This window comes from Variovorax sp. 770b2 (genome assembly GCF_900115685.1).
In the GTDB taxonomy this organism is placed as follows: domain Bacteria; phylum Pseudomonadota; class Gammaproteobacteria; order Burkholderiales; family Burkholderiaceae_C; genus Variovorax.
In genome coordinates this window covers 14431-38048 of sequence record NZ_FOXJ01000001.1, presented here as the reverse complement: position 1 = coordinate 38048, position 23618 = coordinate 14431, and the positions used below count along the sequence as shown (strand labels likewise).

The following is a 23618-nucleotide window of genomic DNA, read 5'->3' as shown; positions in this document are numbered from 1 at the left end:
GAAATCAACGCTTGTCCAGCCTGCGCGCCGTGGTGTTCCCCACGAATTGCAGGATCTGTACCAGCACCACGAGCAGCGCCACGGTGAGCACCATCACGTCGGTCTGGAAGCGGTAGTAGCCGTAGCGGATCGCCAGGTCGCCGATGCCGCCGCCGCCCACCACGCCGGCCACCGCCGAGTACGAGAGAAAGCTCACGGCCAGCACCGTCAGCGCCAGCACCAGGCCCGAGCGGGCCTCCACCAGCAGCACGCGGCCGACGATCTGCAGCTCCGAGGCGCCCATGGCATGCGCCGCCTCGATCACGCCGCGCGGCACTTCGCGCAGGCACTGGTCCACCAGCCGCGCCAGGTAGGGAATGGCTGCGAACGACAGCGGCACCGCGGCCGCCAGCGGCCCGATGGAGGTGCCCGCGATCACTCGCGTGAACGGCACCAGCGCCACGAGCAGGATGATGAAAGGGAAGGAACGGACCGTGTTCACGATCCAGTTCAGCACCAGAAACGCCGGCTTGTTCTCCAGCGACTGGCCCGGCCCCAACAGGAACAGCAGGATGCCTAGCGGCCCGCCGATCAGCACTGCGGCCGACAGGCCGATGGCCAGCATCATGAAAGTCTGGCCCGTGGCGACCCACAGCTCGGGAAGGATGGGGGCGATGTTCTCAAACATAGGCCACCTCCTGGGCGTTGCGCTGCGCCGTGAACGGACGCGGCTCGACCGGCAGGCGCGCCTCGCGCTCGCGACGGCGCACCAGCTCGTCGATCTCGCGGCCGAGGGCCGTCTTGCGTTCTTCGCTCGGCGCATCGACCGCGAATTGCTCCACGAGCCGGCCCTTCTCCAGGATGGCCACGTTGCGGCACAGCACCTCGACCACCGAGAGCTCGTGCGTGACGATCACGATGGTCACGCCGATCTTCTGGTTGATGTCGCGCAGCGTCTCGAGCAGTGCGCGGGTGGTTTCGGTGTCCAGCGCCGAGGTGGGCTCGTCGCACAGCAGCACCTGCGGGCGCGGTGCCAGCGCGCGCGCAATGGCCACGCGCTGCTTCTGGCCGCCCGAGAGTTGGGCGGGGTAGGTGTCGATCTTTTCGGCGAGGCCCACGAGGTCGAGGCATTCGCGCACTCGTGTGTTGATCTCGGCCTTGGAATGGCGGCCGTGGATCTTCAGCGGGAAGGCCACGTTGTCGAACACCGTGGCGTTCTGCAGCAGGTTGAACTGCTGGAAGATCATGCCGATGTTCTGGCGCGTGTCGCGCAACTCGCGGCGCGAGAGCGTCGTGAGGTCGCGCCCACCGACGAGCACCTTGCCCGCATCGGGCCGCTCCAGCAGGTTGATGAGGCGCAGCAGCGTCGACTTGCCGGCACCGCTCTTGCCGATCAGGCCGAACACGTCGCCCTGGTGGATGTCGAGCGAGAGCGATTGCACGGCGTCGAACACCTCGCCGCTGGGCAAGGCGAAGGACTTCTGCACCGATTGAAGACGGATGACCGGCGCCGCGTCGTTGCCGCGGGCCGCATCGGGCGATGGGTGGGTCATGGAAAAGAGGCGCGACCGGCGTGAAAGCGGGCCGCGAAGTTCGCAAAAAGGTGCCGAGTATGAAAACAACGGCGCCAAAAGGGAACGAACAAATCGGCGCTTGCTTATGCATGAAAACGCATAAGCATTTCAAAAGGCGTGCCGCGAACGCCATATCGATATGCGCATTGGTTCGTTCCCAAACGCTGGCGGCAATGACACATTCGCGCCTTCTTTTTTTGATTTCGCGCAACACCATGCACACCACTTTCCGCCGCCGCACCCTGGCCCTTGCCACATTGGCAGCCGCCCTTTTCGCCGGCAACACCGCCTTCGCGCAGGACAAGAACACGCTCAAGGTCGGCGTCTCCGTCGGCAACGGCGAGCAGATCTTCGAAGTGGTCAAGAAGGTCGCCGCCAAGGACGGCCTGAACATCCAGGTCGTGGTGTTCAACGACTACCAGTTGCCCAACGCGGCGCTGGCCTCGGGGGACCTGGACGCCAATGCCTTCCAGCACCAGCCTTTCCTCGATAACCAGAACAAGGCGCGCGGCTTCGACATCGTGCCGGTGGGCCTCACGATCACGGCGCCGCTGGGGTTCTACTCGCGCAAGATCAAGTCGATCGACCAACTGCCCGAGGGTGCTTCGGTCGGCATCCAGAACGATCCGTCGAACGGCAACCGCGCGTTGCTGCTGCTGCAGCAGGCCGGCCTCATCACGCTGAAGCCCGAGGCGGTGAAGAACAACAACGCCACGCCGCTGGACGTGGTGACCAACCCCAAGAAGCTGAAGCTGATCGCGCTCGATGCGGCCCAACTGCCGCGCTCGCTGGACGACCTGACCATCGCGTCCATCAACAACGACTACGCCGAGAAGGCGGGCCTGTCGCTGAACAAGGACGCCGTGATCAAGGAAGCCCCGGTGAGCCCCTACGCCAACCTGATCGCCGTGCGCCGCTTGGACAAGGACAAGCCCTGGGCCAAGCGCCTCGTGGCGGCGTACCAGTCGCCGGAGGTGAAGAGCTTCATCGAGACCCAGTTCAAGGGCTCGCTCGTGCCGGCGTTCTGATCCGCGCATCACAGACTTCCCCCTTGCCCCCTGTGCGCGCGCGCCGCGTCCAGGGGGCTTTTTATTTGTCTTGCGCCCTCCCCACCCGGGGAGGGCTGGGGGTGGGGGCTCGCGGCCTCGGCCACTGTCGTGGTGTCAAGGCCGCCTGCCCCATCCCAGCCTTCCCCCAGAGGAGAAAGGAGCAATACAGGGGCTCTCCAGGGCGGGCCTCCCGAGCGTGAGAAAATGCCCGGTTCCCCCGAACACCAACCCACACAGTCAGGACACCCCATGGACGCAGAACAAATCAACCAAATCAGCGCAATGCTCGCGGACCTGAGCGTCCGTACGGTCGATTTACGGAGGTATCTTTGACTACGATGCCAAAGCTGAACGACTGAGGACAGTCAACGCATCGCTCGAAGATCCGAACGTCTGGAACGACCCGAAGAAGGCCCAGGAACTGGGCAAGGAGAAGAAGTCGCTCGACGACGTGGTCGTCACGCTCGACAAGCTCACCAACGGCCTGTCGGACAACACCGAGCTCTTCGAAATGTCGAAGGCCGACGGCGACATGGACGGCCTGCAGGCCATCTCCGATGACGCCGCAACGCTCGAAGCCGACATCAAGCAGCTCGAATTTCGCCGGATGTTCAACAACCCGGCCGACCCGCTCAACGCCTTCGTGGACATCCAGGCCGGCGCCGGCGGCACCGAGGCTTGCGACTGGGCCAGCATGCTGCTGCGCCAGTACCTGAAGTACGCCGAGCGCAAGGGCTTCAAGACGCAGATCGAAGACGAAACCCCTGGCGACACCGCCGGTATCAAGGGCGCGACCATCAAGGTGGAGGGCGATTACGCCTTCGGCCTGCTGCGCACCGAAACCGGCGTGCACCGCCTGGTGCGCAAGTCCCCGTTCGACTCCTCGGGCGGGCGGCACACCAGCTTTGCCAGCATCTTCGTGTACCCGGAAATCGATGATTCGATCGAGATCGACATCAACCCTTCCGACGTGCGCACCGACACCTTCCGTGCCAGCGGCGCGGGCGGCCAGCACATCAACAAGACCGACTCGGCCGTGCGCCTGACGCACATTCCGACCGGCATCGTCGTGCAGTGCCAGGACGGCCGAAGCCAGCACAGCAACCGCGACGTGGCGTGGAAGCGCCTGCGCTCGCGGCTGTACGACTTCGAGATGCGCAAGCGCCAGGAAGAGCAGCAAAAGCTGGAAGACAGCAAGACCGACGTGGGCTGGGGCCACCAGATCCGCAGCTACGTGCTGGACAACAGCCGCATCAAGGACCTGCGCACCAACGTCGAAGTCTCGGCCACGCAGAAGGTGCTGGACGGCGACCTCGATGTGTTCATCGAAGCCTCCTTGAAGCAAGGCGTGTAACGATGACGCTGACGCACGGCAAGGTCGAAGCCTTCATCTTCGACATGGACGGCACCATGATCGACTCCATGCCCTGGCATGCGCGCTCGTGGGTGGAGTTCGTGGCGCGCCATGGCCTCGCGCTCGACGTGAGCGACATTCTCGCGCGCACCACGGGCCGCACCGGCACGGAATGCATGCGGGAGCTGTTCGATCGCGAGCTTTCCGACGAGGAGTGCCAGGCCCTGGTGCACGAGAAGGAAGAGATCTACCGCGCCATGTTCAGCGACAACTTCACCGAAGTCGCGGGCTTCACCGCATTCGCCAAGGCCGCCGTGGCACGCGGCCTGAAGGTGGCGGTGGGCACGGCGGGCGACAAGGGCAACATCGAGTTCGCGATGTCGCGGCTGAAGATGGACCCGCTGCCGCTGGCCATCGTCGGCGGCGACGAAGGCTTCAGCGGCAAGCCGACGCCCGCGATCTTTCTGGAAGCCGCGCGCCGCATCGGCATTGCGCCCGAGCGCTGCATCGTCTTCGAGGACGCGCCTTTCGGCATCGAAGCCGCCCGCCGCGGCGGCATGCGTGCCGTGGCCGTGTGCAGCACCCATACCGCCGCCGAGCTTGCCGGCCCCCATGTGATTGCCGCGGTTCGTGACTACAACGAACTCGCTCACTCAAATTTTCTGGAGACACTCGATGATGTTGCGTGACGGCCAAGGCCAACCAATTGCCATTCGACGCGAAGACTATGCCGCCCCCGGCTACTGGATCGAAACCGTCGACCTGACCTTCGACCTCGACCCCGCCAAGACCCGCGTGCTCAACCGCATGCGGCTGCGCCGCAATCCCGACGCGCCCATCCAGCCGCTGCGCCTGGATGGCGACGAGCTCAACCTGGCACGCGTGCTCGTCAACGGCCAGGGCGCCTCGTTCCGCATGGAAGGCGACCAGCTCGTCATCGACGGCCTGCCGTTCGTCGAGGAAGGCACCTTCGAGCTCGAGATCTTCACCACCTGCTGCCCCATCAAGAACACCAAGCTGATGGGCCTGTTCGTGAGCGAAGACACGTTCTTCACGCAGTGCGAGGCCGAGGGCTTCCGCCGCATCACCTACTTCCTGGACCGCCCCGACGTGATGGCGATGTACACCGTCACGCTGCGCGCCGCCAAGGCCGCGTACCCGGTGCTGCTGTCGAACGGCAACCTGGTCGAGCAAGGCGACCTGCCCGAAGGCCGCCACTTCGCCAAGTGGGTCGACCCCTTCAAGAAGCCCAGCTACCTGTTCGCCCTGGTGGCGGGCAAGCTGGTGGCGCGCGAGCAGCGCATCACCGCGCGCAGCGGCAAGGAGCATCTGCTGCAGGTGTACGTGCGCGCCGGAGATCTGGACAAGACCGAGCACGCGATGAACTCGCTGATCTACTCCGTGCTGTGGGACGAGGCCCGCTTCGGCCTGCCGCTGGACCTGGACCGCTTCATGATCGTCGCCACCAGCGACTTCAACATGGGCGCCATGGAGAACAAGGGCCTGAACATCTTCAACACGAAGTACGTTCTGGCCAACCAGGCCACCGCCACCGATGCGGACTACAGCAACATCGAAAGCGTGGTCGGCCACGAGTACTTTCACAACTGGACCGGCGACCGCGTGACCTGCCGCGACTGGTTCCAACTCTCGCTGAAGGAAGGCCTCACCGTCTTCCGCGACCAGGAGTTCAGCCAGGATTTGTGCGCCGACGCCTCGGCCCGCGCCGTGAAACGCATCGAAGACGTGCGCGTGCTGCGCACCGCCCAGTTCCCCGAAGACGCCGGCCCCATGGCCCACCCGGTGCGGCCCGACAGCTACATCGAGATCAGCAACTTCTACACCGTCACCATTTATGAAAAGGGTGCCGAGGTGGTCCGCATGATGCAGACGCTGGTCGGCCGCAAGGGCTTCGAGGCGGGTATCACCCTCTACTTCGAACGCCACGACGGCCACGCCGTGACCTGCGACGATTTCGCGCAAGCCATTGCCGATGCCAACCCCGATTCGGAACTGGCGCGCCTCTTGCCCCAGTTCAAGCGCTGGTACAGCCAGGCCGGCACGCCGCGCCTTGCGGCGCATGGCGTGTACGACGCGCAGAACCGCAGCTACACGCTGAGCGTGGTGCAAAGCTGCCCGCCCACGCCGGGCCAGCCGGGCAAGGAGCCGTTCGTCATTCCGCTGAACATCGGCCTGCTCGATGCGCATGGGCGCGAACTGCCGATCCAGCTCGAAGGCGAGAGCGACGTGACGCGCGGCACCCGCACCGTCGTGCTCTCGCGCGCCGGCGAACAGCTCACCTTCGTGGGCCTCGACGCCGAGCCCGTGCCTTCGATATTGCGTGGCTTCAGCGCGCCGGTGATCCTCGACTTCGACTACACCGACGCCCAACTGCTCACCCTGCTGGCCAACGACCCCGACCCCTTCAACCGCTGGGAAGCCGGCCAGCGCCTGGGCCTGCGCGCCGCGCTGCATGGCATTGCAGCCCTGGCCACCGACAGCACCCCGGTGCTGAACGACGCCTACATCGATGCCATGCGCAGCGTGCTGCGCAACCCGCAGTTGGACGCCGCCTTCAAGGAGCTGGTGCTCACGCTGCCGTCGGAAACCTACATCGCCGAACAGCTCGATGTGGTCGACCCGCAGCGCGTGCACCTGGTGCGCGAAGCCATGCGCGCCCAGCTGGCCACCGCCCTTTTTGCCGACTGGGAACAGGTGTACGAAGAGAACCACGACACCGGCGCGTACACACCCGACCCGACCTCGTCGGGCCGCCGCGCGCTGGCCGGCATGGCGCTCAACTTTTTGTGCCTGGCGGCGCGCGCCTCGGGCGACACCGTGTGGCCCGGCAAGACGCTGCAGCGCTTCAAGGACGCGGGCAACATGACCGACCGCTTCAACGCGCTCAACGCGCTCGTGTCGTCAGGCCACACGCTCGCGGCGCAGGCGCTCGCGCGATTCCACGCCATCTTCAAGGACGAGGCGCTGGTCATCGACAAGTGGTTCTCGCTGCAGGCCGGCGCCAGCGACCGCGGCGGCGACATCCTGCCGCTGGTGAAGCAGTTGATGAAGCACCCGGACTTCTCGCTCAAGAACCCGAACCGCGCGCGCAGCGTGATCTTCAGTTATTGCAGCGCGAACCCCGGCGCCTTCCACCGCCCCGACGCGGCCGGCTATGTGTTCTGGAGCGACCGCGTGATCGAGCTGGACGCCATCAACCCCCAGGTGGCCGCACGCCTTGCGCGCGCGCTCGACCGCTGGAGCAAGCTGGCCGAGCCGTACCGCAGCGCCGCGCGCGAAGCGATTGCGCGCGTGGCTGCCAAGCCGGACCTCAGCAAAGACACCCACGAAGTCGTTACCCGCGCGCTCGCCGGTAACTGATCAAGCTAGCAAGCAAGCAAGGAACACGAAAAGCACATGGCTCAACAACACAAGATTTCCCTCACCCGCTACCTCGTCGAACAACAGCGCGCCGACGGCCTCATTCCGGGCCAGCTGCGCCTGCTGCTCGAAGTGGTGGCCCGCGCGTGCAAGAGCATCAGCCAGGCCGTCAACAAGGGCGCGCTGGGCGGTGTGCTCGGCTCGGCCGAGAGCGAGAACGTGCAGGGCGAGATCCAGAAGAAGCTGGACATCATCGCCAACGAAGTGCTCATCGAGGCCAACGAATGGGGCGGCCACCTCGCGGCCATGGCCAGCGAGGAAATGGACAGCATCTACGTGGTGCCCAACCGCTACCCGCAGGGCGAATACCTGTTGATGTTCGACCCGCTGGACGGCAGCAGCAACATCGACGTGAACGTGAGCATCGGCACCATCTTCAGCGTGCTGAAGAAGCCCGACGACACCCCCGGCGTGCAGGAGGCCGACTTTCTGCAGGCCGGCACGCAGCAGGTGGCCGCGGGCTACTGCATCTACGGCCCGCAGACCACGCTGGTGCTGACCGTGGGCAACGGCGTGGCCATGTTCACGCTGGACCGCGAGCAAGGCAGCTTCGTGCTGACGCAGGAAGACATCCAGATTCCGGCGGATACCAAGGAATTTGCGATCAACATGAGCAACCAGCGCCACTGGGACGAGCCCATGAAGCGCTACATCGACGAATGCCTGGCCGGCAAGGAAGGCCCGCGCGGCAAGGACTTCAACATGCGCTGGATTGCCAGCATGGTGGCCGACGTGCACCGCATCCTGATGCGCGGCGGCGTGTTCATGTACCCGTGGGACAAGCGCGAGCCCGAGAAGGCCGGCAAGCTCAGGCTGATGTACGAGGCCAACCCGATGAGCTGGCTGGTCGAGCAGGCTGGCGGCGCGGCCACCAACGGCAAGCAGCGCATCCTGGACTTGAAGCCCACCAAGCTGCACGAGCGGGTGAGCGTGATGTTGGGTTCGCGTAACGAAGTTGAGCGTTTGACCCAGTACCACGCCGAAAAGGCCTGATGAGGTGGCTATAATCTGAGGCTTCGCCGGTGTAGCTCAGTCGGTAGAGCAGCTCATTCGTAATGAGAAGGTCGGGTGTTCGATTCATCTCTCCGGCACCAATTAAAAGCCCCGTTGCTATCAACAAGATAGCAACGGGGCTTTTTCATTTGGCAAGCCGGGCGGGGGGCATCGGAGTCGACAGAGCGAAAGCGGGCCTAATATCGGCGCGCAAGAATTACACCCGCTCCGGAGGAACCAAGCTCATGAAGTTCATCAGCAATGCAGGAACAGATCGCGTTTTGGATCTGGTGCGCCCATGGCTGAAAGTGGGACACCGGCTCGATATCGTCTCCAAGACAATCTCTCTTTTCGCATTTGCCGAAGTGCTGTCGGAGTTGCCCCGTCTCACTCAGGCCCGCCTGGTGGTGCCTCCAGCATCAAAGAACACCTCCGCGGGGAGCGAGCAAACCCAGTTAGGTCTGCTGGGCACCACCGCAGATCGCGCGACCCGCAACAAGCTGCAAGCGCCTTGGTTGGCTCGCAGACTCGCTGAATGGCTGGAAGCCCAGGCTGAAGTACGCCATTCGCACGGGACCATTCCTCAAGGCACGCTCGTATTGCGCGATGAGCAAGGCATCGCTCAACAAGCCGCGCTCGGGTCCTTTTCGTTCAGCACCGAGGGCTTCGGGCTAACGCCCGGTAACCCGTTGAGCCTTATCCAAGCATCCGAGAACGCAGCCGAAGCCGAAACGCTGAGCCAATGGTTCGATGCGCAATGGCCCACGCTCCCGGGTCAGCCCGATGAAGCCAAGATCGCCTTGATTGCGGCCGTCAAAGAACTGTCCACACATCGCGATGCTTCGAGCGTCTACGCGCTGATGCTGCAGCACCTGTTCGCTGCAACCGGGGATGGCCTCGACGAGGAGCGCGTCGTCAAATCTGCAACGGGTATTCGCAACACCGTCGTATGGAAGAAGCTCTACAAGTTTCAGCGTGACGGCGTGGTCGGAGCAATCGATAAGCTGGATCGCTTTGGCGGCTGCATCATTGCCGACAGCGTGGGCCTCGGTAAGACCTTCGAAGCACTGGCGATCATCAAGTACCACGAGCTACGCAATGACCGTGTGCTGGTGCTATGCCCCAAGCGCTTGCGCGACAACTGGACACTCTACAAAGCAAACGACCGCCGCAACATCCTGGCGTCAGACCGGCTGAACTACGACGTTCTGAACCACACCGATCTGTCGCGCGACGATGGCCATTCCGGGGACATCGATCTCTCGCATGTGAACTGGGGCAACTACGACCTCGTCGTCATCGACGAGTCGCACAACTTTCGCAACAAGAAATCGCCGCGCCAAGGCAATGAAACGCGCTACGACCGACTGATGCGCAAGATCATTCGTGAAGGTGTCAAGACGCGCGTCCTGATGCTTTCCGCGACCCCGGTCAACAACCGCCTGGCCGACCTTCGCAACCAAATTGCGTTCGTTACCGAAGGCGATGACACCGCCCTTTTTAACCATGGCATTGCCAGCATCGACAGCACAACGCGCAGGGCTCAGAAGGCATTCAATCGTTGGCTCGACCTGCCCAACGAGGAGAAGACTCCCGCACTGTTGGTGGAGATGCTTGGCTTCGATTACTTCGCGCTACTCGATCACCTGACCATTGCGCGCTCACGACGCCACATCGAGAAGTACTACGGCACCACCGAAACAGGCAAATTTCCTGAGCGGCTACCGCCCATCAACATCAAAGCCGATGTGGATCGAGCTGGTGAATTCAGGCCTATTCGCGATATCAATCTGGAAATTCGCCGCCTCAATTTGTCAGCCTACGCACCGCTTCGCTATGTACTCCCGCACAAGCAGGAGTCATACGACGCGAAGTACAGCACCCAGATTCGCGGTGGCGAGAGTTTTTTTAGGCAAGCCGATCGCGAAGAAAGCCTGATTCACCTGCTCCGCGTCAACGTCCTCAAGCGGATGGAAAGCGCTGTCTCCTCCTTCGCACTTACCGTGCAACGCCAGCTCAGGGACGTGGAGGCCACGCTGGCACAGATCGAAGCACACAGCGAAGAGATTGAAGAGTACGACATCACCGATGTAGACATCGACGATCCGGCGTTCGAAACACTGCTGGTTGGTCGCAAGGTCAAGGTTCTGCTCAGCGACGTAGATCTGCTGCGCTGGAAACAAGACCTCATAGAAGACCGCAACCGTCTCGCCACGCTGCATGCGGCGGCTGAGCAAGTCGATCCACAACGTGACGACAAGCTGCTCAGATTGCGTGATCTGATTGAACAGAAGTGCAAGCACCCCATCAATCCCGGCAATCGCAAGTTGATCGTCTTCACTGCCTTTGCCGACACAGCCATTTACCTGTACGAGCATCTCGCCGGTTGGGCGAAGTCAGAGCTGGGTGTGCACGCTGCGCTCGTTACGGGCGCCGGTCGGAATCAAACGACCTTGCCCAATTTGAAACGCGACCTTGCCAGCATCCTTACGGCCTTTTCACCTCGCTCCAAAGAGCGCCCCGAAGAACTTGCGTACGAGGGCGAGCTGGACCTTCTGATTGCCACCGACTGCATCAGCGAAGGCCAGAACCTGCAGGACTGCGACTGGCTCATCAACTACGACATTCACTGGAATCCGGTTCGCATCATTCAGCGCTTTGGCCGCATCGACCGGATTGGGTCCACCAACGAGCGAATTCAGTTGGTGAACTTCTGGCCCAACATGGAGCTGGAGGAGTACATCAACCTAGAACAGCGCGTCAGCGGTCGAATGGTGCTGCTGGACATTTCCGCAACGGGTGAAGAAAACATCATTGAGCAGCAATCGGGCAACCAGATGAACGACCTGGAATACCGACGCAACCAATTGCTGAAGCTTCAAGAGACCGTCATCGATCTTGAAGACCTGTCTAGCGGCGTTGCCATTACAGATCTGACGCTGACCGACTTTCGCATCGACTTGGCAGAGTACGCGCGCGCAAACCCCGGCAAGCTCGATTCCTTGCCACTTGGCAGCTTTGCCGTGACCTCGAGCATCGATGCGGACATTCCACCCGGTGTCATTTTTTGTCTTCGTGCCGAAGATGCGGCAGCTGAAAGTGCCATCGACCCAAGCTACCCGTTGGCCCCCCACTATCTCGTCCACGCAGGTGAAGACGGCACCGTGTTGCTGCCTTACACGCAGGCAAAGCGCATCCTCGACCGGCTCAAGCGCTTGAGCCTGGGACGAGATCTGCCCGATGCCACGGCATGCGCCCGTTTCGACCGGGCGACGGGGCACGGTGAAGACATGCGCCAAGCGCAAAAGCTGCTGTCCGCCGCTGTCGCGTCCATCGTAGGCAAATCAGAAGAGCGCGCGATTGCGAGCCTGTTTTCGCCCGGTGGCACCCACGCCATGAAAGGCGAATTCGCAGGCTCCAACGACTTTGAGGTACTGGCCTATCTGGTGGTCTTGCCCAATGCTCCGGAAGCCGCCACCTCATGAGCAGCGCAGGGAGCGTTCTTTCCGCCATCGATGTGATTGAGGCGCTGGACCTGCCGCCAGCAGCACTCGTGAACCAACGCGTGGCCAAGAAGATGTTGCTGCAAGGCATGGGGGGTGGGGGGGTTCCCACCACGGCCGACCGCAAATTGATCCAGGAATACGTCGACGAAATGAGCTGGGTCGCTGCACTCAAACCCGTGAATTCCGGTGTGCCCCAATACCAGGACGAACAGCACAGCTACCTCGAAGTGATCGTGATGAGCGTTACCCTGCGCGCCCCCGCACAAGCAGGTGGTTCGTCAGAAACCAAGTCTGCAAAAGTCGGCCGAGTGGCCGAGCTGCTGCATCGCGCCATTCCCTACCCACTGATCTTGCTCGTGCAAGACGCAGACAAACTCTCCATGTCGCTGGCACACATTCGCCGAGCCCACAACGAAGCCGACAAGATCGTGCTCGACAGCGAATCCGTGCTTGTCACTTTCACCCCGACAGCGGGGCATGACCAAGCAGACAACACCACCGCGCTCGCTGTTCGCTCCGACTTTTTGGCCTCGTTGCCCTTGAACAAACAACCTCGCGCCAACCTCCGCGCGCTGTACCAAGGCTGGATGGATGCACTCAGCGCGCTGGAGGCGGCTGCGATCACCGGCCTCTATGTACGCAGCGACTCCCCGATGCAAGCCACAGAGCGCCGAGCAGCGCTGCGTCGCTACCGCGAACTGGATGCTCAAATTGCCAGGCTCCGAGCGCTCGCGGGCAAAGACAGACAAATGGCTCACCAAGTTGCCGCCAACCTTCAAATACAGGCCCTGATGGCTCAACGCCAGCAGGCCACCTCAGCACTATGAAAACTTCATGATTCGCTCCGCAGAAGACTTGTTGCAAGAACTTTTGTCTTTGGACGAGTCGCATCGCATCGAGGCCAAACGCTGCACGCAGATTGACCGCTCCGTCATGGAAACCGTCTGCGCATTCGCCAATGAGCCCGGCTTGGGCGGCGGCTACTTGCTGTTGGGCGTGGCGCGAGACCCGCAAGACCTGTTCAGCAACGCTTACCAAGTTGTAGGCATCGAGAACCCCGACAAGCTGCAATCCGACCTGGCCAGTCAGTGCGCGAGTGTTTTCAACCGCGCAGTTCGCCCGCGCGTATCGGTGGAGGCCCTTCACGACAAGACCGTCGTCGTCGTTTATGTGCCCGAGTCTGCCCCCACCGAAAAACCCATTTACTTGTCGAATCTGGGGCTGCCCCGCGGTGCCTACCGACGCATTGGCCCCACAGACCAAGAAGGCAGCGAGGACGACCTGATTGCTCTGTACGCGGGACATCAGGTCGACACCTTCGATGCAGCAGTGTTGGCAGATGCCGATCTGGACGACATCGACCCCGCGGCCATTGAAGACTACCGAAAGCAGCGCCAACAGATCAACGCCAGCGCCGAAGAGCTCACCTGGACAGACCATGACTTGCTCCGCGCCCTCGGCTGCGCACAGCGCGACGGCAATGCGCTGAAGCCCACCGTTGCCGGCGTCTTGCTGTTTGGCACGCCCATGGCTTTGCGGCGCTGCTTTCCCATGATGCGCATCGACTACATCCGCGTGCCCGGCCGTCAGTGGGTGGAAAACCCCAACCACCGCTTTGACACCCTGGAGATTCGCGCTCCCTTGTTCACAGCCATTCGCCGCGCAACCAATGCCGTGCGCGACGAACTACTTCAGTCCTTCTCGTTGCCAGAGGGCGCACTGGCGCGCGAAGACGAAACCACCCTCCCCTTGCGCGTGATTCGCGAGGCCATCGTCAACGCCGTCATGCATCGGAGCTACCGCATCCACGGAGCGATTCAAATCATCAGGTACGCCAACCGACTCGAAATTCGCAACCCTGGCCACTCTATCAAAGCCGAAGAGCAGTTGGGCGAACCTGGCAGCGAAACTCGCAACCCCCGCATTGCCGCAGTGCTGCATGAAGTCAACATCGCAGAAACCAAGGGCAGTGGCATCCGCGCGATGCGGGAGCTGATGCTGGCGCACGACCTCCTGCCGCCCACCTTCGAGTCTTCTCGCCGACCCGATCAGTTTGTTGCCACCTTCTTGTTCCACCATTTCCTGGGACCGGATGACCTGACCTGGCTGCGCCGTCTGACCGGGGAGGCCATTTCCGACGAGGAAGCACGCGCCCTGGTGTTCGTGCGCGAGCTGGGTGCCATCGACAACGGGGCCTACCGCACCATCAACCGCACCGACACCCTCAATGCCTCAGGCCACCTGCGCCGCTTGCGCGACCTGGGCTTGCTGGAAATGAAAGGCAGCGGAAGTCGCACGTACTACGTCCCGGGCGCCGCCATGGTCGCGACGAACGTGTCGTCCAAGGCGAATGGACAACAACCGCCGCAAGAATCCGCACCAGCCCTAGAGAATTCGCACCAGTCTCTGACAGAATCCGCACCAGCCAACCAGAGTCCGCACCAGCCTCCAGACGAAATTCCCGCTCAAATCAGGTCTGAACTCGACCAATTGAGCCTCAAGCCCCGCCGGGCGCCTTTGCGCAAGTTGCTTCTGGATTTGTGCGCGCTCCGACCCTTTGGCGCCAAAGAACTTGCGGCATTGCTGGGAAATCGTGATCCCAAACACTTGGTCCGCGACCATTTATCTCCCATGGTGGCGGAGGGTGCCTTGGCCTACACGATTCCAGAAATGGAAAATCATCCCGAGCAGCGCTATATCGTCCCAGCGGATCTGCTTTCCAAAGACTGAACGACACATGACATTTAAAAAAATCGAAGCCAACTCGCCCAAAGCTCAAAGCGAGGACCTGATTGCCGACAACATTGCAAAGTTGAAGGCTCTTTTTCCCGAGTTGCTGACGGAAATCGGCAAAGGCGTCACGCTTAATTTTGATATTCTCAAGGAATTGGTAGGCGATGCAACGACTACCGATTCCGAGGAAAAATACGGTCTAAATTGGCACGGCAAGCGGCGTGCTCGGCAGATTGCATTGACGCCCAGTACCGGCACGCTGCGGCCATCCCTGGAAGAGAGCGTAGGTTGGGACACTACTCAAAACTTGATGATCGAAGGTGACAACCTCGAAGTGCTCAAGCTGCTGCAGAAAAGCTATGCGGGCAAGGTCAAACTGATCTACATCGACCCACCGTACAACACCGGTAAGGACTTTGTATATCCGGACAATTTTCAGGATGGCATTAGAAACTATCTCGAATTAACTGGCCAAACCGAAGGCGGCATCAAGATAACAACAAATACAGATGCCAGCGGTCGATTTCATACCGAATGGCTAAACATGATCTATCCCCGCCTTAAGCTCGCCAGGACGCTCCTAGCAAGCGAGGGGGTAATTGCAATTTCAATCGGTGAAGGCGAGATTTCAAATTTACTTCATGTCTGCCATGAAATATTTGGAGAAGAAAATCAGATCACAATATGCTCACGCGTAATGAAAACTGGGGGACAAAAAGGAGCACACTTCTCCCCTTGCATTGATTACATAGTCCTGCTGGCCAAAGACAAAATTGAACTGAGCCCTTTCAGGGAACAAATCAGTCAAAATCTAATCGACACGGTTTATACAAAAATTGCATCCACAGGCCCAAGGAAAGGAGAGCGATATCGATCCATGGGTTTATATCAAGCCATGCTTGACAGAAGAGCAAATCAACGATTTTTTATCGAATGCCCCGATGGAGAATTGGTAATTCCCCCGGGAGATTCATTCCCTGAAATTCGGAACGACGGCAGCCAAGTTACCCCGAACGATGGAGATGGCGTCTGGCGGTGGACGTATCCCAGATTCGCAGAAGAAAAAACTGCAGGCAATGTCGAGTTTATTAAAAGCGAGCGAACCTCACTGGTTAAACACGATGGCACGCCCGCGACATGGAATGTTTATTACAGAATCTGGCTGAATGATCGACTCGAAGACGGGCAATTACCTGGGAATATTTTGGAAAAATTCGAAAGCCGGCATGGCTCAGCGGAGTTAAAACAACTAGGAATTCCATTTGACTTCCCCAAGCCTTCGGCGCTAATTAAATTTCTGATGAGTGTTTGCGGTGTTCGAACCGGAGACATCACTATGGATTTTTTTGCTGGATCTGGCTCTACCGCTCATGCGGCGATGGAGTTAGCTGCAGAAACCAACGAGAAATATCCGTCCATCTCCATTCAACTACCAGAGCCAACCGGCACTGACTCCGAGGAATACAAGGCCGGTTTTACAAGCATTTCCGAAATCACAAAGGAGCGGATACGAAGGGCCGCCAAAGCGATTAAAAACAATCACCCAAATTGGACCGGAGATGCAGGCTTTCGGGTTTTCAAACTAGATTCCTCGAATATTCGACCTTGGCGCCCAAATGCGGGAGATTTGGATAATACCCTTATCGCTCATCTCGATCACATTGATGGCACACGTTCGACCGAAGATATACTGTACGAGCTCTTGCTAAAACTCGGGTTGGAGCTATGTGTTCCTGTAGAAATTCGCAAGCTATCGGGCAAATATGTTTATAGCATTGGTGGCGGCACACTAATTGTTTGCCTTGACGAAAAAATAAAAATCGTCGATTCCGAACCACTAGCTCTTGAAATTTCGGCTTGGCGTGAGGAGCAAAACACCGCAGGCGAAACAACTGTCGTTTTTCGCGACAGTGCCTTTGAGAATGACGTTGCAAAGAGTAATTTGGCTGCAATTCTCGAGCAAAACGGACTCAAACAAGTGCGTAGTTTGTGAGAAATTACCCATGAAGCTTCACTTCGAATCTGATTTGCCTTATCAGGCGGCCGCCATCGAAGCAGTTTGCGATATTTTTCTGGGTCAAGAAATTTGTCGCTCGATATTTACGGTTACCGCCCAAATTTCAATCAACGCAACTCAACAGAGTTTTGAAGGGAAACAATTCACCGCCCAGGGCGGCATCGGCAATGCCTTGCAATTAATTGTGGACGAAGAGTTGAGCGACAATATGCAAGGAATTCAATTGCGAAATGGCTTACCTCCTTCTGATAGACTGACAGCCAAGCAGCCTCTCGATTTCACTGTGGAAATGGAAACCGGCACGGGCAAGACCTATGTGTATCTACGCTCTGCCTTCGAACTAAATAAGCGGTACGGATTCACCAAATTCGTGGTGGTCGTGCCCTCAGTCGCAATCAAAGAGGGGGTGAACAAAACACTCCAGATTACCCGCGAGCATTTCGAAAGCCTATTTCCCGACGCCAAGGGCTACGAATTCTTTCAGTACGACTCGGACAAGCTTGGCCAAGTGCGTAACTTTGCCACCAGCCCAAACATCCAGATCATGGTCATCACGGTGGGGGCGATCAACAAGTTTGGTGACGAAGCCGCAGCTGCGGCCGAAGAATCAGACGAGGCCAAGCGGCGCGAGAAATCCAAAAACAAGATGTACCGCGCCAGCGAAAAAACGGGTGGGGAGCGGCCCATTGATTTGATCCGCAACACGCGCCCGATTTTGATCGTGGACGAACCGCAAAGCGTAGATGGAGGCATCGACGGCAAAGGCCGAAAGGCTTTGGCACACATGGATCCCTTGTGCACGCTGCGCTACTCCGCCACGCATGTCGACAAGCACAACATGGTCTATCGGCTGGACGCCGTCGATGCCTACGAGCAAAAGCTGGTCAAGCAAATCGAGGTGGCAGCCGCCACCGTGCAAGGCGGCAATAACAAGCCGTATGTGAAGCTAATCTCGGTGAGCAACAGGAAAGGCGGCATCTTCGCGAGCATCGAAGTCGACCGGCAAAACACCGCCGGCGCTGTTCGGCGCGAGGTCATCACTGTGCAAAACGGGTTTGACCTGGAGCAGGAGACCGGGCGCCCGCTGTACGCCAACATTCGCATCGGCGAAATTCGCACGGCAAAAGCCGACCAATTTCTGGAGCTGAAAGTCCCGAACGACGAGGTATATCTGCGCGTGGGCGAGCCTTGGGGCGATGTTGACGCGAGTGCCATTCAGCGCGAGATGATTCGCCGCACGATCAAGGAGCACCTTGACAAGGAAAAGCGCTTTCACGGCATGCCGCAGCTTGGCGGGGTCAAGGTGCTGAGCCTCTTCTTTATCGACGAGGTTGCCAAATACCGGCATTACGACGCGCAAGGAAATGCAGTGAAGGGCGAGTACGCCTTGATGTTCGAAGAGGAATACAAGCGCTGGGTTCGCCACCCGGACTACCAGAGCCTGTTTGGCGAAGTCGATGCCAGTGCGTCATCCGACCTGGTGCACAACGGCTACTTTTCCATCGATAAGAAGAAGGTGGGCGGCAAGACAGTAGAGATGGTGAAAGACACCAGCGGCACGACGGCGGCCGACGACGACACCTACAACCTCATCATGCGCGACAAGGAAAAGCTGCTGAGCTTCGAGTCGCCGTTGAAATTCATCTTCTCGCATTCGGCGTTGAAGGAAGGCTGGGACAACCCCAACGTCTTTCAGATCTGCAACTTCTCGACGCGCGAGACGGAACGCTGGCGCCGCCAGACCATTGGGCGTGGCTTGAGGCTTTGCGTGAACCAACAAGGGGAGCGCATCAGGGGCTTTGAGGTCAACACGCTGACCGTCATTGCCAATGAAAGCTACGAGCAGTTTGCCGAGAACCTGCAACTGGACATCGAGAACGACACGGGTATTCGGTTCGGCATCGTTCAGGACCATGAGTTCGCTGTCATCGGCGTGGTTGCAGCGAACGGCAAGATCACACCGCTGGGGTTTGACGCCTCGAAGGTTTTGTGGACGCATCTGAAGACTCAGGGCTACATCAATGACAAGGGAAAGGTGCAAAACGCCTTGAAAACCGCGTTGAAGAACGACGCGCTCGTGTTGCCGGTGGAATTTGAAGCGCAGCGCGCACAAATCGAGAATCTGCTCAAGAAGCTTTCGGGCAAGCTCGAAATTAAAGACGCAGACCAGCGCAAGGCAATTGCAATTCGCAAAGCAGTTTTGATGAGCCCCGAATTCAAGGCGCTCTGGGATCGCATCAAGCACAAGACCACTTACCGCGTGCAGTTCGACAACGAGAAGTTGATTGAGCGCTGCATCGAGGCATTGAACGACGCGCCACCGGTTGCAAAAACCCGGCTGCAGTGGCGCAAAGCGGGAATGTCCATCGGCAAGGCCGGCGTCGATGCCACCGTGCTCGTGGTTTCCGAACCCATTGCACTGTCGGAGTACGACATTCAGCTGCCAGACCTGCTGACCGAGCTGCAAGACCGCACCCAACTCACCCGCAAGACCATTGTTCGCGTTCTCACCGAAAGCACGCGCCTGAACGAGTTCAAGCGCAACCCGCAGCAGTTCATCGAGATGGCTGCCGATGCGATTAACCGCTGCAAGCGCCTGGCCTTGGTGGATGGCATCAAGTACCAGCGCCTGGGCGATGACCAGTTCTATGCGCAAGAGCTCTTTCAAACTGCCGAGCTGACCGGCTATCTCAAGAATCTTGTGCAAGACACGCAGAAATCGGTGTACGAGCACGTGGCCTATGACTCAAACGTCGAGCGGGACTTTGCGCAGGCGCTGGAGCAGAACGAGGCCATCAAGGTCTACGCCAAGTTGCCCGGTTGGTTCAAGGTACCTACGCCGCTAGGCAGCTACAACCCGGATTGGGCGGTGCTGGTCGAAAAAGACGGACAGGAGCGCCTGTATTTCGTTGTTGAAACGAAGAGCAATCTCTTCGGCACCGATCTTCGCCCCACGGAGGAAGGCAAGATCAAATGCGGCGCAGCGCATTTCAAGGCGCTGGCCGTCGGAGAAAACCCGGCCATCTATGAAAAGTTCAAAGACGTGGACGGGTTGCTGACATGGGAGCAGTGAGCGACCTATGGGATCGGCGCCGCGTTTGTGTCGGCGGTTGTGCCGCGTCCGATGACTTGCTGAAGCAGGCCCTCTGCATCTGCAGTTAGATCTGCCGCAAGCCACATGATGTTGCCCCGATGCCTCGGCCCAATCGCCTCGAACAACTCCTGCTCATCCCCATAGCAGCAGTGAAGCAGAGATCGCAGTTGGGTCAACTTGTTCTCAAGAATGTCTGACGCGTCCTGCTCGTTGGTTGCGTTGCGGGAGGTGGGCAAGTTTTGCCCGGCGATAATTCGATCAGCCATTTGATGTGCTTTCCTGCAAAGTTACTGCACGTTGATTGGTCAGACGGCCATGGTGTTAGCGCACCTTGGCCGTCGCCTTTTCTGCCTCACATCGACATCGCTGCGGTGTGCACTTCGATGTCCCGCCGTGAGGCGCGGCGGTCGACAAATATAAGAACAGAAGCGCTTCAAAGCCGCGCTCGCGCACCGAACAAATCGCGCATCGCGCCAACTTTGCCCACATCGGCAAAGCAAAACAAAATGCCTTCTGTCGCGGCAATAAACCGGCAATGAATTGACATATGCAAGACGCACTCGACACCCCTGCCAGCGCTGTCACTTTCACATTGGGCACAGCGTTGAAGCGCTGGCGCCTGCTGCATCGCGTGAAGCAATCGCACGCGGCAGAGCTCTTCAACGTCAATCAATCGACCATCTCGCGCTGGGAGTCCGGCACGCAGGCAATGGAGCCCGCCGAGCGCGCACGTGCCGAGGCGCTGTTGTCGGCGCGGCTCGATGCGGCCGCCGACCATGCGCTGGCCAGGCTCGTCAACGAGAGCCCGCGGCCGGTGCATCTGGTGTGCGACATCACGCATCGCCTGCTGGCCTCGTCCGCGCGCAGGGCCGCCGAGTTCGGCGCGCCGCTCTCGCTGCTGCTGGGCCGCTCGCTCTGGCGCTATGCCACGCCGGAGATCGCGGGCAAGGAGGCTCTGCTCGATGGCATCGGCTGGCGCGATGCGCTCGCGCCGCCCTCGCTGGAGTTCACGACGGGCACCAACGATTCGCAGCTCGTGCCCATTGCGCAGAGCCTTTGCCGGTGGACGCGGCTCACGCTGGCCGATGGCACGGCGGCGCGGTTGGTCGAAACGCTTTAACTGCTAGCCAAAGTGATTTTGGCGATGGCAGTTTGGGCAGAGAGCTAGGGCATTGGCCACAGTGTCGTAGCCGCCTTGTGCCAAAGGCTTTCTGTGATGCACCTCAAGGTAGGGGTTGCCAGTGGCCTTGCTAACGAAAGGCGCGTTCTGATCGCACCCTTCACATTTCCCCTTCGCTCGCAAGAGGACTTCGGCAATCACATCAGGATTTCTCACAAATGCGGTCGCAACCGTCCGAATGATCTTGGGCTTCTTCGGCGCTTTGGCTAAGCGCTCAAGGCGCTGTTGCTGTGACTGCGTCAATGCCAGCGCCACATGGTCTTGCAACTGCTGCTGCACATACCCGGCATCAGCGACTACCTCGTCGGAGCTTGCGAGCATGAGGTCGAACCACTTCGAGCCGTCCGCCTCCCGGCGTATGTCGTGTTTCGAGAAAGCGCCTGCGTAGATAAATTCGCCCTGCGCCTTTTGTCTAACAAAAGCGAGTACCGGCAGATTCGGTATCTTCAAGATGGCGGCGTTGGGCTTGTATTTCTCACCAAACTCAACGCGTCCATCCTTTAGTTTTTTGCTCTTCAGAAAATACTTCAGCCTACGCCCCTGATCCAGCCACTCGTTCGCATACCTGCCCCCGCTCAGGGTTGCTTTGATGACAACTGCTGTTGGCTGTCCACCCGATTCAATGACAAACATGCCACCAGCCCGGGTGTCGTAGTTCGCCGAGAAGATGAGGATGTCGTACGCGCTGTAGGTCTCGCCGATCACGAAGTCCGACGCGCGCATTCGGTCGCCGACCCAATCGCCGAATCGCTCCCCGAAAGGCTTAACGATGTCCTCGAATGTCTGCAGCCCGAGCGCATGCATTTCAAGGTAAATCCCATCCTGCTTGTCGGTGCTGAATCGCTGCAGGTACGCATACAAGTCACCCACGCGCTTGAACTGCTTCAGCCAGGTGTTGGAGTTTCGAACCTTGGCTTTGGTCGACTCGGGCAAAGCGCTAGCCAGTGCGGGCCGTTGGACGGCTTCTAAAACGTACTCGCGCGCCGCGTGGATGGGGCTCATTGTGTTCATCGCTTGGAATGGACACATTGTGGTGTAACTTGTCAGCAGTTTGCTTCGGGGAAACATTCGTTGTCGCCTCGATGTCCCATCCGCCACCCCTCCTGAGCCCGCATGGCGTCTTCATTCCCCCCGTCACCCGCGCTGTCCGATGGCACGTCGGCACGGTTGGTGGAGACGCTTTAGGCATGCGCAGGGGTTCCTCCGCAACTGGCGCAGCGTCGCTATGCTCGGCAAGCCCATGACCTCTGCCACCCCCGCTCCCGCTGCGCCGGCCGTCGACCCGCCGCGCAGCCGGCGCATCGCCTTCCTCGTTGCCGCCGCGTTCTTCATGGAGAACCTCGACGCCACCGTCATCACCACCGCCGTGCCGGCCATGGCGCAGAGCTTCGGCGTCGCGCCGGTGGCGCTGTCGATCGGCATCAGCGCCTACCTGCTGGCGCTGGCCGTGTTCATTCCGGTGAGCGGCTGGGTGGCCGACCGCTTCGGTCCGCGCCAGGTGTTCGCGGGCGCGATCCTCATCTTCACGCTGGCCTCCGTGGCCTGCGGCCTCGCGCAGAGCCTGCCGATGTTCGTGGCGGCGCGCATCCTGCAGGGCATCGGCGGCGCGCTCATGGTGCCGGTGGGCCGGCTGGTGGTGCTGCGCAGCACGCCCAAGAGCGGGCTCGTGAAAGCCATTGCCACCATCACCTGGCCCGGGCTGGTCGCGCCCATCCTGGGCCCGCCGCTGGGCGGCTGGATCGCCAGCGCATGGACCTGGCACTGGATCTTCTTTCTCAACGTGCCGCTGGGCGCCGTGGCCCTGGTGCTGGCCCTGCGCTGGATCGACGGCGCACCGGGGCAGCGGCGGCCGTTCGACTGGCACGGCTTCGTTGCCAGCGGCGCGGGGCTTGCCGCGCTGATGTACGGGCTCGATCTGCTGAGCCACACCGCGATCGACTGGCCCCAGGCGCTGGCCTTCGTGGCGGGTGGGGCGTGTTCGCTCGCGTGGGCGCTGCGGCACCTGCGGCGCACGAGCCACCCGCTGGTCGACCTGTCGGCCTTCGGCGTGCAGACCTTCCGGGTGTCGGTGTTCGGCGGGTCGCTGTTTCGGGTGGCGATCAGCACGGCGCCGTTTCTGCTGCCGCTGATGTTCCAGCTGGCCTTCGGCTTCAGCATGGTCGCCTCGGGCTTCATGATGCTGGCGCTGTTCGCGGGCAACCTGGGCATGAAGCCGGCCACGAGCTGGGTGATGCGGCGCCTTGGCTTTCGCGGCACGCTGGTGGTCAACGGCGTGCTGGTGGCGCTGGGGTTCGTGGCGTGCGCGGCGCTTTCGCCGGACACGCCGCGCGCGGTGATGGCCGCGGTGATGGTGGTGGGCGGCATGTGCCGCTCGATGCAGTTCACGGCCTTCAACACGCTCGCCTTTTGCGACACCACGCCCGCGCAGACCAGCAGCGCGACGACGCTGTTCAGCATGTTCCAGCAGTTGAGCGCGGGCATCGGCATCGCGTTCGGCGCGATCGCGCTGGGCGTGGCCGAACGCTTCACGGGGCACGCGGGCCATCCGGGCGTGACGGACTTTCGCATCGCGCTGGGGTTGGTGGCAGCACTGGCGCTGCTGGCGCTGATCGACGCAGCGGGGCTGCCGCGCGACGCGGGCGCGCGTGTGAGCGGGCACCGCGACGCTGCTGCGCCGCAGGCTTTGCGATGAACGCCT

The 23618-nt window shown here is 60.5% G+C and carries 16 protein-coding genes and 1 tRNA gene; 13 read left to right on the top strand and 4 right to left on the bottom strand.

Annotated features, from left to right (window positions below; translation table 11 throughout):
- Nucleotides 1-4: 4 nt before the first annotated feature.
- Both BM133_RS00145 and BM133_RS00140 read right to left on the bottom strand, forming a co-directional pair.
- Nucleotides 5-667: a methionine ABC transporter permease gene (locus BM133_RS00145; RefSeq protein ID WP_093430781.1), complete on the bottom strand. Its 663-nt coding sequence runs from the start codon at nucleotides 665-667 to the stop codon at nucleotides 5-7.
- Complete coding sequence (locus tag BM133_RS00140; RefSeq protein ID WP_093430779.1) at nucleotides 660-1532, bottom strand: methionine ABC transporter ATP-binding protein; 873 nt, start codon at nucleotides 1530-1532, stop codon at nucleotides 660-662. The genes BM133_RS00145 and BM133_RS00140 overlap by 8 nt, the downstream gene beginning before the upstream one ends.
- Before the next feature lie 236 nt (nucleotides 1533-1768).
- Here BM133_RS00140 and BM133_RS00135 point away from each other — a divergent pair, with 236 nt between their 5' ends.
- The 11 genes from BM133_RS00135 (at nucleotide 1769) to BM133_RS00085 (ending at nucleotide 19719) form a co-directional block, all read left to right on the top strand.
- Complete coding sequence (locus tag BM133_RS00135; protein WP_093434920.1) at nucleotides 1769-2581, top strand: MetQ/NlpA family ABC transporter substrate-binding protein; 813 nt, start codon at nucleotides 1769-1771, stop codon at nucleotides 2579-2581.
- A gap of 270 nt (nucleotides 2582-2851) precedes the next feature.
- Nucleotides 2852-3956 (top strand): peptide chain release factor 2 gene (gene prfB, locus BM133_RS00130; RefSeq protein WP_143100039.1). Its coding sequence is split into 2 segments (ribosomal slippage): nucleotides 2852-2932 and nucleotides 2934-3956, totalling 1104 coding nucleotides; the frame shifts between segments, so codons are not numbered across the junction.
- Nucleotides 3957-3958: 2 nt separating this feature from the next.
- Complete coding sequence (locus BM133_RS00125; RefSeq protein WP_093430778.1) at nucleotides 3959-4645, top strand: HAD family hydrolase; 687 nt, start codon at nucleotides 3959-3961, stop codon at nucleotides 4643-4645.
- On the top strand, nucleotides 4632-7337 hold the full coding sequence (gene pepN / locus BM133_RS00120; protein ID WP_093430776.1) for an aminopeptidase N: 2706 nt from the start codon (nucleotides 4632-4634) through the stop codon (nucleotides 7335-7337). The genes BM133_RS00125 and pepN overlap by 14 nt, the downstream gene beginning before the upstream one ends.
- 36 nt (nucleotides 7338-7373) lie before the next feature.
- Nucleotides 7374-8390 carry a class 1 fructose-bisphosphatase gene (locus tag BM133_RS00115; protein ID WP_093430774.1) on the top strand — a complete coding sequence of 339 codons (1017 nt, stop codon included), beginning with the start codon at nucleotides 7374-7376 and terminating at the stop codon, nucleotides 8388-8390.
- A gap of 25 nt (nucleotides 8391-8415) precedes the next feature.
- Nucleotides 8416-8491, top strand: a tRNA-Thr gene (locus BM133_RS00110).
- 144 nt (nucleotides 8492-8635) lie between these two features.
- Nucleotides 8636-11875 carry a helicase-related protein gene (locus tag BM133_RS00105; RefSeq protein ID WP_093430773.1) on the top strand — a complete coding sequence of 1080 codons (3240 nt, stop codon included), beginning with the start codon at nucleotides 8636-8638 and terminating at the stop codon, nucleotides 11873-11875.
- Nucleotides 11872-12723, top strand: a complete 852-nt coding sequence (locus BM133_RS00100) for a DUF4391 domain-containing protein (RefSeq protein WP_093430771.1) — start codon at nucleotides 11872-11874, stop codon at nucleotides 12721-12723. The genes BM133_RS00105 and BM133_RS00100 overlap by 4 nt, the downstream gene beginning before the upstream one ends.
- 7 nt (nucleotides 12724-12730) lie before the next feature.
- Nucleotides 12731-14626 (top strand): ATP-binding protein, encoded by a 1896-nt coding sequence (locus BM133_RS00095; protein ID WP_093430770.1) that lies wholly within the window; start codon nucleotides 12731-12733, stop codon nucleotides 14624-14626.
- A gap of 7 nt (nucleotides 14627-14633) precedes the next feature.
- The gene (locus tag BM133_RS00090; protein ID WP_093430768.1) at nucleotides 14634-16622 is read left to right on the top strand and encodes a site-specific DNA-methyltransferase; all 1989 of its coding nucleotides are present in this window, start codon (nucleotides 14634-14636) and stop codon (nucleotides 16620-16622) included.
- A 10-nt stretch (nucleotides 16623-16632) separates the two neighbouring features.
- The gene (locus BM133_RS00085; RefSeq protein ID WP_093430767.1) at nucleotides 16633-19719 is read left to right on the top strand and encodes a type III restriction-modification system endonuclease; all 3087 of its coding nucleotides are present in this window, start codon (nucleotides 16633-16635) and stop codon (nucleotides 19717-19719) included.
- Between the two features lie 5 nt (nucleotides 19720-19724).
- On the opposite strand, the gene BM133_RS00080 is transcribed toward BM133_RS00085, so the two are convergent.
- Nucleotides 19725-20006 carry a hypothetical protein gene (locus tag BM133_RS00080; RefSeq protein ID WP_093430765.1) on the bottom strand — a complete coding sequence of 94 codons (282 nt, stop codon included), beginning with the start codon at nucleotides 20004-20006 and terminating at the stop codon, nucleotides 19725-19727.
- 281 nt (nucleotides 20007-20287) lie between these two features.
- On the opposite strand from BM133_RS00080, the gene BM133_RS00075 reads away from it, so the two are divergent.
- The gene (locus tag BM133_RS00075) at nucleotides 20288-20860 is read left to right on the top strand and encodes a helix-turn-helix domain-containing protein (RefSeq protein ID WP_093430764.1); all 573 of its coding nucleotides are present in this window, start codon (nucleotides 20288-20290) and stop codon (nucleotides 20858-20860) included.
- Nucleotides 20861-20863: 3 nt separating this feature from the next.
- Here the strand turns inward: BM133_RS00075 and BM133_RS35395 are convergent, their stop codons facing one another.
- Complete coding sequence (locus BM133_RS35395; protein WP_177224673.1) at nucleotides 20864-21922, bottom strand: HNH endonuclease; 1059 nt, start codon at nucleotides 21920-21922, stop codon at nucleotides 20864-20866.
- Between the two features lie 238 nt (nucleotides 21923-22160).
- On the opposite strand from BM133_RS35395, the gene BM133_RS00065 reads away from it, so the two are divergent.
- The gene (locus BM133_RS00065) at nucleotides 22161-23612 is read left to right on the top strand and encodes an MFS transporter (protein WP_093434918.1); all 1452 of its coding nucleotides are present in this window, start codon (nucleotides 22161-22163) and stop codon (nucleotides 23610-23612) included.
- Nucleotides 23613-23618: the final 6 nt, after the last annotated feature.